At 54.7% G+C, this 18,833-nt stretch carries 12 protein-coding genes; 5 read left to right on the forward strand and 7 right to left on the reverse strand.

Annotated features, from left to right (window positions below; all coding sequences use genetic code 11):
• Positions 1-2: 2 nt before the first annotated feature.
• The 6 genes from J4772_RS30790 to J4772_RS30815 form a co-directional block, all read right to left on the reverse strand.
• Positions 3-2,684: a glycoside hydrolase family 2 protein gene (locus J4772_RS30790; RefSeq protein ID WP_209072822.1), complete on the reverse strand. Its 2,682-nt coding sequence runs from the start codon at positions 2,682-2,684 to the stop codon at positions 3-5.
• 11 nt (positions 2,685-2,695) lie between these two features.
• Positions 2,696-3,520: a carbohydrate ABC transporter permease gene (locus tag J4772_RS30795; protein ID WP_209072823.1), complete on the reverse strand. Its 825-nt coding sequence runs from the start codon at positions 3,518-3,520 to the stop codon at positions 2,696-2,698.
• 12 nt (positions 3,521-3,532) lie between these two features.
• Complete coding sequence (locus J4772_RS30800; RefSeq protein WP_116065346.1) at positions 3,533-4,405, reverse strand: carbohydrate ABC transporter permease; 873 nt, start codon at positions 4,403-4,405, stop codon at positions 3,533-3,535.
• A gap of 93 nt (positions 4,406-4,498) precedes the next feature.
• On the reverse strand, positions 4,499-5,779 hold the full coding sequence (locus tag J4772_RS30805) for an ABC transporter substrate-binding protein (protein WP_209072824.1): 1,281 nt from the start codon (positions 5,777-5,779) through the stop codon (positions 4,499-4,501).
• A 106-nt stretch (positions 5,780-5,885) separates the two neighbouring features.
• Positions 5,886-7,529 carry a response regulator gene (locus J4772_RS30810; protein ID WP_209072825.1) on the reverse strand — a complete coding sequence of 548 codons (1,644 nt, stop codon included), beginning with the start codon at positions 7,527-7,529 and terminating at the stop codon, positions 5,886-5,888.
• Entirely contained in the window at positions 7,526-9,232 is a 1,707-nt protein-coding gene (locus J4772_RS30815; RefSeq protein ID WP_209072826.1) for a sensor histidine kinase, read from the reverse strand. Before J4772_RS30815 ends, J4772_RS30810 begins: the two co-directional genes overlap by 4 nt.
• Positions 9,233-9,750: 518 nt before the next feature.
• On the opposite strand from J4772_RS30815, the gene hflX reads away from it, so the two are divergent.
• The 3 genes from hflX to J4772_RS30830 all read left to right on the forward strand — a co-directional run bounded on the left by hflX (position 9,751) and on the right by J4772_RS30830 (position 11,929).
• Positions 9,751-11,037, forward strand: a complete 1,287-nt coding sequence (gene hflX / locus J4772_RS30820) for a GTPase HflX (protein WP_371822785.1) — start codon at positions 9,751-9,753, stop codon at positions 11,035-11,037.
• 164 nt (positions 11,038-11,201) lie between these two features.
• Entirely contained in the window at positions 11,202-11,369 is a 168-nt protein-coding gene (locus J4772_RS30825) for a hypothetical protein (protein ID WP_209072827.1), read from the forward strand.
• A 212-nt stretch (positions 11,370-11,581) separates the two neighbouring features.
• Complete coding sequence (locus tag J4772_RS30830; protein WP_209072828.1) at positions 11,582-11,929, forward strand: hypothetical protein; 348 nt, start codon at positions 11,582-11,584, stop codon at positions 11,927-11,929.
• Between the two features lie 272 nt (positions 11,930-12,201).
• Here the strand turns inward: J4772_RS30830 and J4772_RS30835 are convergent, their stop codons facing one another.
• Positions 12,202-13,962 carry a methyl-accepting chemotaxis protein gene (locus J4772_RS30835; protein WP_209072829.1) on the reverse strand — a complete coding sequence of 587 codons (1,761 nt, stop codon included), beginning with the start codon at positions 13,960-13,962 and terminating at the stop codon, positions 12,202-12,204.
• Positions 13,963-14,190: 228 nt separating this feature from the next.
• Between J4772_RS30835 and J4772_RS30840 the strand changes: the two genes are divergently transcribed.
• On the forward strand, positions 14,191-15,843 hold the full coding sequence (locus J4772_RS30840) for an SWIM zinc finger family protein (protein ID WP_209072830.1): 1,653 nt from the start codon (positions 14,191-14,193) through the stop codon (positions 15,841-15,843).
• Complete coding sequence (locus J4772_RS30845; protein ID WP_209077548.1) at positions 15,843-18,827, forward strand: DEAD/DEAH box helicase; 2,985 nt, start codon at positions 15,843-15,845, stop codon at positions 18,825-18,827. Before J4772_RS30840 ends, J4772_RS30845 begins: the two co-directional genes overlap by 1 nt.
• Positions 18,828-18,833 lie beyond the last annotated feature (6 nt).

Raw genomic sequence — 18,833 nt, forward strand, 5'->3', positions numbered from 1 at the left:
GGTCATGCTCCCCCTTGCGCCTCTACTTCCAGGTAACTGACTATCTCATGTAGAAGTCGTATCGCGAATACATTGTGCTTGAAGCTATGCGGTTGGCTTCCCTGGCCTCCATCCAGATTCAGCGTTGTGGCCAGAAAACGTCCCTTACCTTTGCGATACTCCAGCAAATAGTCGCCGGCGGCGAATTTCCTCGCGTCGTATCTCCGCACGATTGGGGTATAGGAGGAACCGATTCTCTTCTCCGCTTCCAGCTTGTCGAAGTATCTGTCCGTCCCGACTCCGTAAAATTGCATGCCTGCATAGCCGAGATGCTTCAAATCCGCCGTTGCCGGGTGGTCGAACACCTTCTTGACGCTTTCCCGGTAGAAAGGATTGTAAGTCAACGGGAAGAAGCCTTCGCCTTTCTGAACGAAGAGGACTCCGATTCCCCGTTCCACGGCCAAGCTCTCGATCTTCTCGTCGAAAGCCGTCGTCAGCAGAATGTCCCCTTCGCCGAGCTGGACGGCTTGTTCAGCCGCAGCCAATCTCTCGATCCGGAACAGGCTGTCGATTCCGGCGAAGCACCCGGCAGGATCGAACAGATGGACCCGCTTGGCGGTCAGCTCTCGCGGATACAACCAGAGGTCCCACTCGTTCGAATACTCCCCATCGGCATAAACCAGCTTAACGGAGAGCTCGCACCGAGCGACTTCGTTAACTGTCGGCAGCTTGATCGCTAATTGGGCGATCTGTCTGACCCGGTGCTTGGGGGCGGAGAAAACGTCCCGGTGACGGAACAACACGCGATCCCCCTCGCGAAGCGTTACCTCGTATTCGCCCTCGAGCGGATCCGCGCCTCGGTTGGATAACGTGATTCGCCCCGCGACCGTATCTTCGGAAAAGTAGTTGTACATGTCCTTGTTAAGAAAACGATCCGCCCCGTTGTCCCATATCCTAGTCAGATCCTTGTTGAACGAGAGAACGATGTCGCCGTTCACTTTGCGCAGGCTCTCGGGGTCGATCTTTGGATTCATCTTGTCGTCGAAGATGCCCGAGGTCGTGATCGGCACGTCTTTGATCGTCGTAATATTGTAGCCTTTGATTTCGTCGTAGCTCCGGGTCAGCTCCAGAATATGCTTGCGAATACTATGCATCTGTCGATAGCTCAGGTCCCGCAATTGGTTCGCCTCTTCGGCGATGCCGTATCGATCCAGGATGGCCTCCTGATGGTAGATCGGCTGATCGGAGCCGAAGCCCTTGTGGACCTGCCGCAACGGATTGACACGTTCGTCTGAATCGACCCACCATGCGTTCGCGAAAGCCTCCCTGGTCTCGCGAGTCAGCCGGTACGTATCGGCGTCATTGTACTCTCCGAACAGCCAAGGCTTGATGTCTCTGTAGCTTCTCGTAAACTCGTTGATCAACCCGTCCAGATGGTAGAGCTCGGCATAGAAATGATAATCATAGATGTCCGAGCTGGAATTGCTTACGCCTTCGAAGCATTCCCCTGAGCCGCTGTTGTCGCAGATGATCATGGCACGATCCTCGGCTTTGACCATGGCGTACAGAGCGTTCAGCGTGTCGCCTTCGATCGTGGCGTCCAGCTCACAGCCCAAACTGACCAGCGACACCGAAGGGTAGTGCATGAACAGCTTTAGCATTTTCGGATACTGCTCGTAAATTCTCGGCAGCATCCTCTCGTTGGCGTATGGAAGCCATAGCGGCAGCTCCTGCCAAGTGACGATGCCCATCTCGTCGCACAGCTCGTAATAATAGGACGGCGGAAAATATAAACAATGCTTGACGGCGTTAAAGCCGGCAGCTTTCAGCTTGATCAGTTCGTCTTTGACTTCGTCGTAGGTCGGGTTCGGAGCGAACTTCTCGGGATAACAGCCCCAATGGATTACCCCTCTCATGTAAAACGGCTCTCCGTTTATCGCAATTTCTCCGTCCCGGACCTCGATCCTTCGGAAGCCGGCTTTAATTCGGTAGACGTCCGCGACATTTTCCCCATCCATCAACCGGACTTCGACTTCGTACAGGGACGGCGACGACGGGGACCAGACGCTAACGTTGTCCACGTCGACCGCTACCAGCTCTTCATGGGGGTGTCTCGTTACGGCAATGTTTCCGTCAGGATCCCTGACGGACACGGAGAGAACGAGCCCGCTCCGGACACCGCTGCCGGCCAGACGGCTTTCCGTGACAATCCGGCCATGCTCAGTATCGAACCGGCACCGGATTTCCTCGAAATACGCCCTTCCTTTGACCTCCAGAAAAACGTCCTTCCAGATGCCCCCGAAAGGAAGCATAACGTCCGGGATGAAGCCGAACAGGACGGAGCGGAAGAAGTACGGGCTTTCCTTGTCGAAATCGGGTTTAATCACCTTAACCGTTAACTCGTTTAATCCTTGCCGGACCAGTCCCGTCACATCTGCCGCGAATCCGTCCCAGATCCCTTCGTGGGAAACCGCCTCTACGCCGTTGCAGATGACTGCGCAAGCGTAACTTACGCCGTCGAAGCGCAGCACGTAGGAGGCTCCTTCCTCAACGTCATCCAGTTCGAAGCTCCTCCGGTATTCGTACGGCCCGGGATAACCGCGGTCCTCCGCCACGCTCTCGACAACGCCCGGCACTTGAATCGGACGCCGCTTCGTATCGCCGAATCCGATCGTCCATTGACCGTTTAACTCGATGGTTCTCATTCTGCTCTCCCCTATCCTTTCACGCCTGAAGAGACGTTTACGTTAAGAATCTGCTTTTGCCCGAAGAAGAAGGCGACGATCGTCGGCAAGGTCATCAGGACGGTAATCGCCATAATCGAAGTAAAGTCCGTCGTATAGGCGCCCTTGAACAAGGACAGTCCGATCGGAAGCGTGAATTTGTCCGAATTCGAGATGTACACCAGCGGACCGAGATAATCGTTCCAAACGACGATCATATACATAATGGCCGCCAAGGCGAGCTGGGGCTTCATCAACGGGAGGAAAATCCTCGCGAAGATCTGCCAATCGTTCGCTCCGTCCAGGTAAGCCGATTCTTCGAAGTCATGGGGAATGCCGCGCAGAAATTGACGCATCAGGAAGATGTAGAAGGCGCCGCCGAAAAAAGCGGGAACGATCAAAGGAAGCAAAGTATCCAGCCAGCCGAACCAATTGAACTGCATGTAGAGAGGTATTACGAGCACGTCCCAGGGCACCATCATCGTCGACAGAAGCAGGAGAAAGAAAAATTCCCTTCCCTTGAAGTTGTACCGCGAGAATCCGTAAGCGACGATCGCGCTGGAGAGAGTCATTCCGCAGACCGATAACGTCGTTACAATAACGGAGTTGCCTAAATAGCGGCTGAACGGCTGCGCTTGCCAAGCCTCCGCGAAATTATCGAATCGCCATTCGTTCGGAAGAAACTTCGGAGGGTAAGCGCCGGCTTCCGCCGCCGACCGTACCGCTGTGAGAAACGCCCAGAGGAGCGGAAAAATAAAAGCGACCGATAGAAGCGCCAGCAGCGCGTAGATGCCGATTTTCACCGTTTTTTGGCTCATCCGGATCACCTCCTATACTTCGTAATAAGTCCATTTCTTGGAGAGATAGAGCACTCCGCCGGTAAGAGCGAGAATGATCAGGAACATGACCCAGGCGCTGGCGGCCGCGTAGCCGAGCTGGAATTTCTTGAACGCATTCTCGTACACGAACAGCGCGTACAAATAAGTCGACTTGAGCGGCCCGCCATTCGTCAGGTTCATTACCACGGTCAATTGCTGGAAAGAAGCGATAATCGCCATAATCAGGTTATAGACGATCGTCGGACTGAGCAGCGGCATCGTAATCGTCCTGAACCTGGTGAAGCCTGTTGCCCCATCGATCATTGCGGCTTCGTTCACTTGGGACGGGATCGCTTTGATTCCGCTCAGAAAAACCATCATCATAGCTCCCTGCGCCCAGATGGTCGTCAGCACGACCGCCCACAGCGCTGCTCCCGGGCTTCTGAGCCACGGCACGGCATCCAGTCCGACCGCGGTCAGCAGATGATTAAGAATGCCCTTGTCCTTCAAGATCCAGGTCCAGATCAGCGCGAGCGCGACTCCCGAGATGATGCTCGGCAAGTAAAACACGGTCTTGAAGAAACCCGCTCCCCGGCGGATCGCGCTCAGAAGGAGCGCCAGCACCAACGCGATTCCGACGTTAAGCGGAACGAGAAGGGCCGAATATTTGAAGGTCACGTTTAACGAATGGGCGAAGTTATCGTCTTGGAACAGCTTCGAAAAGTTGCCGAATCCGACGAACGTTTTCCCCCCCATGATGTTCCAATCGTGGACGCTCATGAATAAAGAGAAGAGCAGCGGAAAAAGCGTGAACACGAACAGTCCGACGAGAAAAGGGGAGATGAATAGATAGGGAACGATCTTGCGTCTGCCCTTGAGTTGCATCGCGATACCTCCGTTCTGGCCTCGATAACGAGAGATGGCCGCCCTTGCGGGAACGCCGGGCAGCCATCTTTCACACTCGTACAGGCGGTATTGTTATTTCATGATGCCTTCGACTTTGCTTTGCGTTTCGTCCAAGATCGCCCCGATATCGGCTTTGTCCTGGGCGAACACCGCTTCTAGAGCCGCTGCCAGCTCCGCGCTGACCTCGGGCCATTTCGCGGTTTTGACCAGCGACGGCCTCTTCGAGACGGAACGCTCCAACATGGTGTAGAACGGTTTGATCTGGGCGTCTTCCAAGTAGCCGAGGTCCTTCGCTACCGCTTCGCGAACCGGCATTTCAATCTGACCCAGCTGTTTGACGGAATCGTAGGACGTGTAGTACTTAATGAATTCCCATGCCGCTTCGGCGTTCTTGCTGCTGTTCGTGACGGACAGGAAGGAGGCGTGAACGACGCTCATGCTCGTGCCGTCCTTGAAGCCTGGCATCGGAGCGATGCCCAGATCGACGCCGGCATCCCTAATGGAAGGAATGAACCATTTGCCCATCTCGCCGAAAGCATATTTGCCCGAGCCCATCGCTTGTCCGAAATCGTCCGAAAGATTGGCAGCGTAGGCGGCTTTATCTTTGTAGATCAAATCGTGCATAAATTGGAACGCTTCCTTGTTTGCTTCGCTGTTAACGACGGGAGCGCCGTTGTCGTCGATCCACTCTCCGCCGTTGGACCACAAGATCGATTCGAACGCATAAGGATCCGGATTGTAATAGAAGTACAAGCCCATCACGTCGTCCTTCGTCGTCGCCTTGGCAGCCTCCCTCAAATTCTCCATCGTCCAGTTTTCTCCGACCGTTACGCCCGCCGCATCGGTCAACGTTTTGTTATAGTGGAGGGCCCGGGTCGAAAAGCCGATCGGCATGCCGTAAATCTTGCCGTCCATGTTGGCGTAGTTGAACAACGTCTCGTAAAAATCCTTCTTGTCTTCGAGTGCGTTAATCTTGTCGTCAAGCGGAACTAGGCTCTGATAGTAAGCCGGGAAGTTCCACATTTTTACGACGTCCGGCGCGTTCTTCGCTCCAAGCGCGGCCGTCAGCTTCTGGTCGAAGGCCGTACCGTAGGTTTCCAGCTTGACTTCGATTTTGTCTTGCGACTCGTTGAAGCTTCTGACGATATCCTCCTGAACCGCAACGGCGGGACCCGAATCTCCCGTAGCATAGCGGATCTTGATCTTCTCGCCCGATGCGTTCCCGCCCGGCGAAGCCGTTCCGGAAGCCGACGGAGCGGCGTTATCCCCGCCGTTACCGCATGCTGCCAAAGCTCCCATCAGCAGTGCCGATGCCAGAGATAGCGATGCGATTTTATAAACTCGATTGTTCATTGTGCATTTCCCCCTCTAATTTCGCGATAGTAGTGTTCCCTTGCGTTGCTTCCCCATTATAAAAAAACGCGAGCCCCTAGAAGGCTACACGTTTTTGGTTTCTACTCTATTTTTTTGTGGTTTGCCGCTCATATTCGGTCGGCGTCAGCCCCGTGACTTGCCGGAATACCTTAAAGAAGTAATTGTACTGGTTAAATCCGACGCGGCCGTAGATTTCTTTGAGCCTGTATTTGCCCGTCTCGATCAACCGTTTGGCTTTGTCGATTCGGTATCCGCTTAGAAATTCCGTAAAGTTGTGCGACGTATCGGCCTTAAACACTTTGCTCAAATAGGTGTGATGAACGCCAAGCTCGTCGGCAACGTCCTGCAGGGAAATCGCCTTCGCGTAATCCCTTTCGATGATTTCGATCGCCCGAATCGTATGCTTATTGTAATTCCGTTCCTGCATCCGCTTATGTTCCAGCGCGGCGTTGGCAATCGCTTCGTAGAAATCGAGAATAATCCGCTTCATCTCTTCGATCGTCTCCGCCGCATGAACTTCCTGGTACAGCAAGTTAAAGCTATATTCCTCCTGCAGCTTAAGAAGCTCCCGGCTTTTGATCGCCTTGAAACCCGCGTTCAGGAGATCGACCAGATGCAATTGAATGATCTGAAGCGGAATCTTCCCCTCGGAGAAGCGTTGGAACAACCCCTCGATCGTATCCCGATAGCCCGTGCTTCCTTCGGTCAATTCCCCGTAAATCTCGTCCTGATTAATCGGAATCCGCGCCGAAGAGCCGTTCCCGGCTCCCACCGGCTTGGAGAGGGTCCGTTGAGCGTCGAATACTTTGCCAGCTCCTTCGAACAGCTTGTTGTCCAACATGTCCAGACACTTACGGTACGATGCGGGAATGTCCGCGATATCCGAGCATAATCCGCCAATGCCGACCGAAAGCTTGATATTGAGCATTTTGCCGAGCGTAGAGATCAGCCGTCCGCAGTATTCGTACGTAGCGTTGTAGATGAATAAATGGCTCTTCACGTGCGGGTAAGAAAGAATCAGCGCATATCGCCCTTCCTCCGCTCGCACAATTTCTTTCTCGGGCACTTTAGCAAGCACGCGTTCCATGAGATCATGAACCGAGCTCAAGAAAATGGACTTATCCTTGTCCTCGAAGCCTTCGACCGTCTTGCGGTAACCGTCGATCTCGCAGGCGACAACGATCGCGCTCCCCAGTCGAAGGTGAATGCCGTGTTTGTCCATTCTCTCCCGAGCCTCGTCCGCCTGAATCTCACCCTTGAGCAGAAGCGTTAGCAATTGATTCTTCAGTGCTTGCCGGCTTTCCGCAGCAAGCCCTTCATCCAGGGAAGGCGACGTCCGGTCCTTATTCTCTCTGATTGCATGAACCCGGGCTATGGCTTCCATCAGCGCTTTCGTCAAGCTCTCCTCGTTCAACGCATGCTTTAAGATATAGTCGATGCTGCCCTCTTTAAAGCTCATCTTGACGTAATGAAAGTCCTCGTAGCTGCTGACGGCGATCAATTGAACATCCGGCTCGGCTTCCTTGATTCTTCGTATAAGCTCGATCCCGTCCACCTTCGGCATTCTCATATCCGTAATGAGAATGTCCGCCTTTTCTCGCTTCAGAAACTCCAGCGCCTGTTCCGCCTGCGTAAATTCCCCGGCCACCTGAACGTCTTCGAGCCGGATCAGCTGCTTGAGTCTCGTCAGCGCGAGCACGTCGTCGTCGACGAGTACGATGCGGATCATGGTGTGTCCTCCCTCCGGTACGGGATACGGATGTGTACGGTCGTCGACTCGTGGGGAATGCTCTCGATCCGGATTCCGTATGCTTCGCCGAAACGGGCTTTGATGCGCCGATCCGTATTGGAAATCCCAATGCCGCTGAACCCGATCCCTTCCTGCGGATCGAAGCCTTGGCCGTTGTCGTAGATCGTAATCTCGATATCCTGCCCGTTTCTGAACGCTTTAATATAGATGAGTCCGTTTTTGTCTTCGTCGTTGGCTTCGATGCCGTGAATAATCGCGTTCTCGACGATCGGCTGAAGCATAAATTTCGGAATCTCGGCATCCTTCGCTTCCTCGTCGACGTCGACCACGCATTCGATTTCTTTGACCGACTTGTAGCGGTAAATTTCCAAGTAATGCTCAACATAGGCGATCTCCGTCTCTAGCGTCGTCTCGCTCGTCCCCTTCGCCATGCTGATATTCAGCAATTCCATCAACGCTCCGACCAACCGGTCGATATTCGTGACTCGTTGAATATACGCAAGGTTTTTGATCGTATTTAGCGTGTTGAACAGAAAATGCAAATTGATCTGTCCTTGAAGGGCCCGAATTTCAAGGTCCAGCTTTTCTTTTTCCTTCGCCTTGACGTCTTCCAGAAGCTGTCGGATGCTGCGGGTCATTTCGTTGAAGGATTCCGCGACCGCGCTGAATTCATCGTTGCTGCGAATGACAAGCGTCCGTTCCAGGTCCCCTGCGCTGAACCTCTGCATCGCATTGCTGACTTTGGCGACGTTACGTCCGATATAGTTCGATACGAAAAAAACGATCACGAGCAGCAATCCGAACAGCAAACACGTAATGTACAAAATATCGGCGAATTTGCTCTTGATGTTAGCCAGAATATCTTCCATCGGCACCGCCACCTGAACCGTCAGGTAGCCGGAAGCGACGTTCTGGCGAATGGCCAGCCACTCCTTGCCCTGCTCATCCTTCACCAAATGCTTGCCCCCGGCCTCCGATTTCTCGAATAATTTCGCGATCGTTTCGTTAGGCGATTCCTCGGAGTAACCGGAAGTGTACAGGGCTTGGCCTTGAGCGTTTCTAACGGTAACGATGGCGTTTTTGAGAAAAATGCCCTCGTACGTTTCCTGAAGCGCTCCGGAAGAAATGCTGATCATGGAATAGCCGATATTTTTCCCGTAATAGGAAAGCGCGCGATAGAACATGATTTCTTTGACGTTTTGTCCTTTGTCGTAATAGGGCAGAACGAGAAGTTCGTCGGGACTTTGCGCCAGCAAACGGTCGATTCCTTCCTCCCTCAGATAAGGGGACCCTCTGCGGATGCCCCTGCCGTAAAAATCCCCGCGGTCGTTTCCCAACTCAATCGCTTGGATAGACAAGCTTCCGGAATACACGCTGTCGATATAGCTGTTCAGCTTCTTGTTCGCTTGCGAATTCAAGAAGGGGTCTTTCCACTTATTGCCGAGTCCCCTGTCCACGTTCGCGTTGTTGACGGACAACAGCCGACTTTGGTAATCGATCCCCGCGATCGTCTTGCCGATCTCCCGGTTCCGTTCGTTCAGGAGAAGCTCCGTCGACTGCAGGATCGTGTCCGTAATCAGGTTTCGGGAATGCGCATACCAGATCGCGGAGATCGTGACCGATGCCAAGAGAAGGATCGCGATCAAGGATAAAAAAAGCTTGTATTTGAAATTGATGCGCATGGCGTTCACTCCAGAATGTCCGATAGAAAAACGCGGGCAGAATTAGGATATATAGACAGGCTTATATTATGCTCATAAGCATAGGCGCGACCTCATGACGTGTCAACTTGCCTTAGCGAAATCTTGCCTTACCGCTTTACCTGAAAGCCCGACTGTGCTACACTAACTCATACTTACAGGAAATGGAGGGGTTACGTGTGGTAGACTTCATCCGAGTTAGATCCTTGCGCGGCTAATTGAATAGCGCTTAAGGCTCTGCCTGCGTGCAGAGGACTCTGGATAAGTCTGTCCTATAACCCTTTTATAACGGCAAACGGAACGGATATGTGCGGAACGGATGATGGATGGCGAACGGTGATCGCCATCTGTTTTTCGGGCATGTTCGTTTGTATTGCGCCGTTGGTATAGGTATGGTCCGTTCGGAACCTCTATCGTCATACGACCGCACAGGCAGAGAGATGTCTGTGTTTTTTGTTGCGTTTTTTTACGAAGGGATACGAAAATGGAGGAATTAATATATGGAACGAATAGAACAAACGAGAGATAAAGCGATCGCGGTCGGAGTTCAACTGAACCAGGCGCCCGGCTTCCGCGCTTCGATGGAGGAATTGCGCAGCTTGGCCGACGCCTGCGAGCTGGAGGTTGTCGGAGAGGTAACGCAAAAAGCGGAAAAGATCATCACCGGAACCTATATGGGAAGCGGCAAAATTGAGGAATTAAAAGAGGCAATGACGGCCAATCAGGCCGGTATCGCTATCTTCAACGACGAGCTGTCTCCCTCGCAAATTCGCAATCTCGAGGCGCAGTTGGACTGCCGAGTCATCGACAGGACGCTGCTTATCCTCGATATTTTCGCCAGCCGGGCCCAGACCCGAGAAGCCAAGCTTCAAGTCGAAGTCGCCAGACTGCAGTACATGCTGCCGCGTCTGATCGGGCTGCGCGAATCGCTCGGCCGCCAAGGCGGCGGGTCGGGCTTGAAAAACCGGGGCGCGGGCGAAACGAAGCTGGAGCTGGACCGCAGACGCATCGAGGACCGCATCTCTGCGCTGCAGGACGACCTGGAGAAGCTGGTGGCCAGACGCCAAGTCCAACGAAACCAGCGGCGCAAAAACGAAATTCCCGTCGTTTGCCTAGTCGGCTACACAAATGCGGGGAAATCCAGCTTGATGAACGCGGTCATTCGGAAGGTCGATCCCGGCTCCGACAAGGAAGTGCTGGCCAAGGATATGCTGTTCGCCACGCTGGAGACTTCGGTGCGCAGCATCGCGCTGCCGAATCGGCGCTCGTTTCTGCTTGCCGACACGGTCGGCTTTGTCAGCCAGCTGCCCCACCATCTGGTCAAAGCGTTCCGCTCCACGCTCGAAGAAGTAACGGAAGCCGATCTGCTGCTGCATGTCGTCGATTGCTCCGATCCGGAGAGCGCCAAGCGAATCGATGTGACGAACGAGACGCTGCGCGAGCTCGGAGCCGGGGACATTCCGTCCTTGTACGTCTATAACAAAGCGGATTTGGCGGAAGGACAAAGCTATCCCGAAGAGGCCGACGGCGGCATCTACTTGTCAGCGGGGAAAGGCGTCGGGGTCGACGAGCTCGTCAGCCTGATCGGCAAACGGATTTTCACGGACGATAAAACCTGCGAGGTGCTGATCCCGTTCGCTCAGGGAAGACTCGTCTCCTACTTCAAAGAGAATGCGGTCATCCACGCGATGAGCCACGAGGAGAACGGAACCCGGCTGGAAATGACCTGCCGGCAGGCCGATTACGACAAGTATCAAGATCTGTTCGCTGCTGTGGAACAAGCTTAGTCTTTGCCGGGGCTGTCGAGATCGTTGAGATGTACTGTAAGGGGATGTGCCTGCTTCCGCTGCTATACACTCTATTGTGAATCCAAGGATTCACAATAGAGTGTAAGCCCTCTTCCGTGATATGATGGAGATAATCTATTCGTCATAACAGGATGATGCTTATTTTGAACTTGGTCGATCAAAAAAAGAAGGCTGCGGAGCTTGTAGCTTTCATGAAGCAGGATGTTCCCGTATGGAAGCCAGGTTCAGATCAGCATCACTTGAAGCGGCGAAAACGTAAGGGGCATCTGCCGGATGATTTTACGTTAGATAACTACAACGGCTTGTCGTAAGCTATGCACGTCCTACGAGCATGTAGTCTATGTGTATCATTTGCAGGGCTTTGATCAGAACTATTACGTGTTCGGTGACGGGGTTTACTGGATAGCCATCATTGGTGAGAATGGAATAATGGAGACAGCGTTTCCGCCAGACTCCTATTCCGACTACTTGGCCCCTGAAGACGGCTATCAACTATTAGGAACGATCAAGGAGGTGCTCCAATATGTCTAGGCAAAACGATATTCATCAATACGGGATGGATGTGCAAGACTTGGACGCCAGCCCTTTTGAAATGATCGAAATGTTACGGTCGCGAAGCAAGATTCATTCGTATTTCCGAGAATTGACGGACGAAGAAAAGCTGGAGGTCAATCGGTACGATTTGATTCTGCTGTTCAACGCCCAAGAATTCTACGATAAACTCAAACTCGTTCATGACTTCCAGCATTCCAATAAGCCTGATGACGAATGGTGGTGGCATCTGCATGACGTAGTACGGGCATTCAACAAGAGGAGCTTCTCGATCAGCTTTGCAGACACACATGGAGATTTGATGGTGAACATGATCTAAAAACCGCTGTTGCCAGCCAACCCTGCTACTTGATGTGAGGTTGGCTTTTTTTGTGCGCAATGTCTATCGCGTACAACTGGTTGCACAGTTTATTCATCTCTGGCGGCCTGGCGAGTCGGTCCCGGTCGAATAAGTACGCGAGGAGGCGGCCATATTCCATCCGCCCAAGCCGATGTCTACAAACATGCCCCCTTTGTTACGTAACAGGAGATGTCCCATAAGTCATCTTACATGACTTATGGGACATCTCCACCGAATCTATCGGCTCAGCTTCAGCTGATTTTGAAACGGCTGGCGAGCTCCTTCATGTTCGTGGACATTTGGCTCAGCCGTTCGGCGGACGAAGCGATCTCGTCCATCGCCGCCAGTTGCTCCTCGTTCGCCGCTGTGATGGAGCCGGCTGTCTCGGCCGACTTGGCCGAGCCTCCCTCCATCTGCTGCAGCGATGCCGCAACCTCCTGGACGCTGGCGGACATTTGCTCGGCTGCGGCGGAAGCTTCTTCAGCCTGCTCGGCAACTCCGCGCGTCGCTTCGTAGATGCGTGCGAACGCCTCGCCCGTCTGACGGATCGAGGAGATGCCGATCTGCACTTCTCGTTCGCCCTTCGCCATGGAGTCGCCCGCCTTCTCAATGTCGCCGACGATCGCTTCAACCAGCTCCGTCACTTGAACGGCGGATTCGTCGGAGCGCTCAGCCAGCTTGCGGATTTCGCCCGCAACGACGGAGAAGCCTTTGCCGTGCTCGCCCGCGCGGGCCGCTTCGATGGAAGCGTTCAGCGCCAGCAAATTCGTCTGCGCCGATATTTCCCGGATCGCCCGGGAGATGTCGGCGATCTGCTGGGAGCGGTCCCCGAGCTGTCCGACGACTTGACCGATCTCGCCGACCGTATCATGAATCGTCCCCATCCGCTCGGAGGATTGATCGAGCAGCTCTCGTCCTTCCTCGGCTTGCTTTAACGTCGCCGCGGAGGCTTCGAACGTCATCCCCGCCGAATTTGCGATTCGATCGATGCCGACCGTCATCTCTTCCATCGCGTCGGCCGTTTCTCCGACTCCCTTCGCCTGCGCTTCATTGGCTGCCGCCAATTCGACCAACGATTCGGATGTCCGATGCGCGGCTTTTACCGTATCGCCGATAACGCCCGACAGTTGTCTCGAGGAAGCCGCAAGCGCGTTCGCGCTGAGCAACTGATTGCCCGCCAGCTCTCTTAAGCTGTGCGACAATTGATTAAAAGCTCCGCCCAACTGGCCGATTTCGTCGCGGTTGCGAATCGTGAGCTCCTCTCCGGTCAAGTCGCCTTGCGACATCCGCTCCGCCAGCTTTGCGATTCGGATGATCGGACGGGAAATATGCTCGCTGAAGAGGACGAGCGCAACCAGTCCGCCGATCAGACAGCTTGCCAACGTGATCGCAATAGCCCATAGAATCGCTCTTTGTCCCTCATTGTAATCCTTCATGTAAGAGCCGGCCGCGATGATCCAGCCCCAATTGGAATTGGCCTCGGCATAGACGATTTTGCGAGCTTCCTTATCCGAATGAGGCAGCGGCCAATCGTAGAAGGTGAAGCCTCCTCCGCCGAGAGCGGACGTTACAACATCGCGAATATAATAATCGCCGTCGGAGGTCATCTTATCCCATATGTTATCCCCTTCCTGGCTCGGATGGGCCAGAAGGGTTCCTTTGTCGTCCAGAACGTAAAAGTATCCATTTTCGCCCAAATCTATCTTTTTATTGATCGGTCTCTTATTGTCCGCCTGCTTCTCACCCAGCAGCATAATCCGTAAGCTCTCTTCGGCTTCCTCTCGCGTAATCGAGCCATGTTTGACGGACTCGTCCAGAGCGTTCAACATTTCGTTCGCCATTCTTACGTTGTTTTTCAAGCTTTTCTCGATCAAATCGTTCGTCTCGTCGGAAGCTACCCGATAGGCGACAACGCCGAGCACAAGAATCGGTACAATCAGCAGAAAGAAACAAACCGCCAACAGCTTTTTTCTAATCGTGAGCATGCGTGAGTATTTGGCATTTTTCGACATATTTAAGCCCCCGACCCAATCTATTAGTTAATTTTACCTACGGCATCCTTCAGAACATCATAGCAGAAGATTAGCCGAGCGATTTCTAGATTCTGGTCGGATTTAGGGCAAATGTGTGAACGATTCGAAAACCGAACACATGTACGAAAACGAAGGGCACAACTCAGCCGAACATGTTATACTTAAAGGATAGCTTTCTGATTTCGATGATTCGGGAGACCTTCAAATATGATACCGACCTATGAACTGGACGACGACCAATGGGATCGTCTCGTCCGCGACGTCGCTAAACATTTCAGCGAGGTCACGATCAGCAGAGGCTTCCAATACTTCAAACGGGGCAAAGTCGTGAAGCTGATCCTTCCCGCAGAGCGCACGGTGAAAGCCGTCGTCGAGGGAGGCGATCTGTACCATGTCTCGATTAACTTGGATTCCCTCTCGTCAAGCCGCTGCGACTGCCCCGTCGGCTACAACTGCAAGCATATGTTTGCCTCGCTTCTTCGGTATGCCGACATGCACAATCGCCCGGTCCATTCGCTGATTAACGCCAAATCGATTACGGGCGCTTCAGCCCCGCAAGCCCAATCCCGGGCAGCTTCCTACAACGAGGCCAGGCAGCTCGCGGCCAAGAAGGCCGCGGAAGATCTCGCCCTGCTGCAGAAGCAGGCCAAACGGATCGCCGAGCTGAGCGTGAAGGAATGGCACGAATGGTTCGAGCTGGCGACCGCGTCGCTCATGCAGAGCTCTCGCAATACGCAATTTATCAACGATGCCTTAGCCGCGATCTACCGGCATAAAACTTCCCTCCCGGCCGATGTCGACGCTTTTTTCCTGCTGCACGCCCATTTCTATGTGCTCGGGAAGCTGACCAAGCAGCCGCAGGACGTATCCGGCTATATGTATTCTTATTTGGCTTTTCACACGCACCATGCCGCTTCCGATCTGCAGGGCAAGATTGCCCAGCGCATCGTCCAGATGGTTAAGACAACCGCAAGCCCCGGCAACGAATCCAGAGCGAGGCAGACGCTCGACTACTTACGGCGTGAAATGCTCACAGAGACGCACGACAGCCGCTACTACCTTCATCACTACCTGCAGGTGTGGAGGGGCTGGTTTCTTTCCTCGACGAATAACGCCGCCTCCGCAAACGAGGAAGAAATCGCCCGCATCGACGAGACGGCGAACCAGCTAGCGCTGCCCTCTTCCCCCCTTGCCCTTAACGTTGCACAAGCCGCGCTAAAGACGTATCAAAGAAAAGACGAAGAGGCCTGGGAGCTGCTGCGGGCGGTCGACGAGCAGTCGAACATTCCCGAGGATTTTCTATTGGGTCTGCTTGAGCATCTTACGGAAACCGAAGATTGGCCGAGGCTCCCCGACTGGCTGGCGGAAATCGCCCCGCTGCTCAATCTCCGCAGAGCGAACAGCGTGCGCGTATATTCGGAATACTGGGACTTGGCTATGCGCCATCTTCCCGAAGCCGGACCGCAAATGTGGGATAGCCTCGTCTCTCTGCTGCCTCTCACCCGCGAGCTGTACGAGAAGAAGCTGCTCGAAACCGGCCAATGGCAGCGATGGATGGATTACCAGCTCAGCCTGGGCAGCGATCCGCTGGAATTCCGAGTGACCGATCTGGCGCCTATCGACAAGGGCGCGCCGGAAGCGCTGCTTCCTTTTTACCACCAGGCGGTTGAACGCTATGTTCTGCTCAAAAATAGAGACGGCTACAAAACGGCGGTCAAGCTGCTCAAAAGATTGGCCAAGCTGTATAAGAGGCTGAAACGGGAATCGCGCTGGGAGGAGTTCTTCGATGCGTTCGTGGACAGGCACAGCCGCCTGCGCGCGCTTCAGGAGGAGCTTCGGAAAGGAAAGCTGCTAATATGATGCACAACCGGACGGAACGAAAAATATATGTACGCGGCCTGCTCGGAGAATATGGCGACGTGCTGCTTCACGGCTATTACGCAGCCCCCAACGGCTCCGTGTCCGGCATCGCCCTGAAGCACTCCTTGTTCGCCTGGCACGAGGCCTCATTCTACGGAACGGAGCTGGTCGTCCATGCTTTGGAGGATATTGAGGCTGTCGTGCTGCCGTCCGAGATGGTCATCCCATACTTCGCCGCGCCTAAGTTGCTCGATCATATCGAGTGGGAGTGGGAAGATGACGCTAAGCGGTTGCTTGAGTTGGCCCCCCTGTTGGCCCGACAAATCGAGGAGAAAAAATACCACCCGAGCTTCGAGGCCCATTTGGCAGACAAGCTGGAGTGGGTATGGGACGAAGACTCTCTATCTTCGGAGGAGCGAGCTTCCCTCGAAGCGGCTGCAACGGACAATGAATTCCTAGTCAAACTTCGCGCGGCATTCTCAGCGGGAGTGTTTAGCACACATTACGGTCTGCCGACGTCGGCAGGCGACCTTCGCCGAGAATACCCGCTGCTCTTCTCGGACAAAAACAAACTCGACCACGCCGGAATGAGCGAGAACGACTGGCTCGTCTTTATCGGCTGGAAAGCGGACAACGCCCCTTTCCGTCCCGCCATGCAGCTGCTGGAGCCCGGCGAGCAGGAGGACGACTGGCGCATACGGCTCGTTCTTCAGGACAAAGCGGAGGAATCGGCGATCTTTCCGGCGCGTTTGGCCGCGACCGGCGAGCTGCTCGGCACATGGCCCGAGGGATGGTCGTCCTATATCTCCCAGCGTTCCGGGCAATGGCTGGAGCGATTGCTCGCCTTGCTGCCGGACGATCGCTTTAACGGTTCTCCTCGCGATCTATTTGCGGAGCCGATGGACGACGAAGCCGCCTGGCGCTTCCTGACGACGGACAGCCAGCGGCTGCTGGCGGCCGGTTGGCAGGTGCTGCTGCCCGCCTGGTGGGAGACGGCCAGCCGCAAGAAGCCGCGCCTGCGCGCCCAAGTCGGCGCCGGCGAAGGAGGCCGCGCCGGCGGGTCGCTGTTCGGACTCGACTCGCTAGTCGACTTCAACTGGAGAATCGCCATCGGCGACGTCGATCTGTCGGAGGCGGAATTCGCCGAGCTGGTCGCCAAAGGCGCCAGACTCGTTCGTTTTCGCGGCCAATGGATTCAGCTCGACCCGGCGCTGCTGGCGCAAATTCGCAAGGCGATGTCCTCCGTGGACAGACGCCAAGGTCTCTCGTTCCAGCAAATTCTTCAATTGCATCTGCTTGGCGGCGACGATGGCTGGGACGCGCAGCGAGAGGAGAACGAAGAGGAGCAGGACATTGACTGGGAGCAGCGCATCCGTCTGGAGATTGAGCTGAACGAGCATTTGACGGAGCTGATCGGCCAGCTGACGCAGCAATCGGAGCAGCCGAGGCTTCCCGTGCCCCTGGGATTGCGGGCCGAGCTTCGCTCCTATCAGCAGGAAGGATACGCCTGGCTCTCGTTCCTTCGCCAGTTCGGGCTTGGCGCCTGCCTTGCGGACGATATGGGCCTCGGCAAGACGGTACAGCTTATCGCCTACCTGCTGCATATTCAAGAAAGCGCGGCCGGAGCCGAGCGACCGTTGCCGTCGCTGATCGTCTGCCCGACCTCCGTGCTCGGCAACTGGCAGAAGGAAATCAGCCGCTTCGCCCCTTCGTTGAAGGTGATGCTGCATTACGGAAGCAAACGTCTAAGCGGAGAAGAGTTTACCGAAGCGGCCCGACAGGAGGACGTCGTGCTTACGTCGTACGCGACCTGTTCTCTCGATCAAGAGACGCTGCAGGAAGTAACCTGGACCTCCATCAGTCTGGATGAAGCGCAAAATATTAAAAACGCCCAGACGAAGCAATCGCTCGTCGTGAGAAGCCTGCCGGCCAGACATCGCATCGCACTAACCGGAACGCCGATCGAGAATCGGTTGTCCGAGCTGTGGTCGCTGTACGATTTCATCAATCCCGGCTACCTGGGCAGCTCGCGCGAGTTCCAGCAACGCTTCGCGGTGGCGGTGGAGAAGGACAGGGACGAGCAAAGCACGGCCAGCCTGCAGAAGCTGATCAAGCCGTTTATGCTGCGGCGCAAGAAGAAGGACCCGGCTATTCAGTTGGATCTGCCGGACAAAAACGAAATGAAAACCTATGTTCATCTGACCGCGGAGCAAGGCGCTCTGTACGAGCAGACGGTGAACGAGCTGATGGAGAAAATGAAGATGCTGGAGGGGATCGAGCGCAAGGGAGCGATTCTGGCCGCACTGACCCGGCTCAAGCAGCTGTGCGATCATCCGCTGCTGCTGACGAAGGAAGCCGTGCCCGAAGCCCCTTCTTCCGAAGAGAAGCCGCTTGATATCGATGCGCTCGTCGGACGCTCCTCCAAGCTGGAACGGTTGCTGGCCATGGTCAAGGAGCTTCGCGAAGAGGGCGACCGCTGCCTGATTTTCACGCAATATATCGGCATGGGCAACATGCTGAGGCGGGTTTTGGAGCAGGAATTGGAAGAGCCCGTCCTCTACCTGAACGGCAGCACGCCCAAAACGACGAGAGACCGCATGATCGAGCAGTTCCAATCGGCAGTCGCGGAACCTTCTTCTTCTTCGGAAGAGAAGCGCCCCGGCGTATTCGTACTCTCGTTAAAGGCCGGCGGAGTAGGACTGAATCTAACGGCGGCGAACCACGTCTTCCATTTCGACAGATGGTGGAATCCCGCGGTCGAGAACCAGGCGACGGACCGCGCCTATCGAATGGGCCAGACGCGGGACGTGCAGGTGCACAAATTTATCGCGCTCGGCACGCTGGAGGAGAAAATCGACGAAATGCTGGAAAGCAAACAACAGCTCAGCGATAATGTCGTCTCCTCTTCCGAGGGATGGATCACCGAGCTGTCGACGGAGGAATTGAAGGATTTGTTTACTTTGCGGCGCGACCTAGTCGGATGACGGCGG

Source organism: Cohnella sp. LGH (genome assembly GCF_017671885.1).
GTDB lineage: Bacteria > Bacillota > Bacilli > Paenibacillales > Paenibacillaceae > Cohnella > Cohnella phaseoli.

Coding starts and splice junctions, on each gene's coding strand:
- J4772_RS30815 (WP_209072826.1), bottom strand. CDS start 9,232: ATGCGCATCAATTTCAAATACAAGCTTTTTTTATCCTTGATCGCGATC.
- J4772_RS30790 (WP_209072822.1), bottom strand. CDS start 2,684: ATGAGAACCATCGAGTTAAACGGTCAATGGACGATCGGATTCGGCGAT.
- J4772_RS30805 (WP_209072824.1), bottom strand. CDS start 5,779: ATGAACAATCGAGTTTATAAAATCGCATCGCTATCTCTGGCATCGGCA.
- J4772_RS30800 (WP_116065346.1), bottom strand. CDS start 4,405: ATGCAACTCAAGGGCAGACGCAAGATCGTTCCCTATCTATTCATCTCC.
- J4772_RS30835 (WP_209072829.1), bottom strand. CDS start 13,962: ATGTCGAAAAATGCCAAATACTCACGCATGCTCACGATTAGAAAAAAG.
- J4772_RS30830 (WP_209072828.1), top strand. CDS start 11,582: ATGTCTAGGCAAAACGATATTCATCAATACGGGATGGATGTGCAAGAC.
- J4772_RS30795 (WP_209072823.1), bottom strand. CDS start 3,520: ATGAGCCAAAAAACGGTGAAAATCGGCATCTACGCGCTGCTGGCGCTT.
- J4772_RS30840 (WP_209072830.1), top strand. CDS start 14,191: ATGATACCGACCTATGAACTGGACGACGACCAATGGGATCGTCTCGTC.
- J4772_RS30810 (WP_209072825.1), bottom strand. CDS start 7,529: ATGATCCGCATCGTACTCGTCGACGACGACGTGCTCGCGCTGACGAGA.
- J4772_RS30845 (WP_209077548.1), top strand. CDS start 15,843: ATGCACAACCGGACGGAACGAAAAATATATGTACGCGGCCTGCTCGGA.
- hflX (WP_371822785.1), top strand. CDS start 9,751: ATGGAACGAATAGAACAAACGAGAGATAAAGCGATCGCGGTCGGAGTT.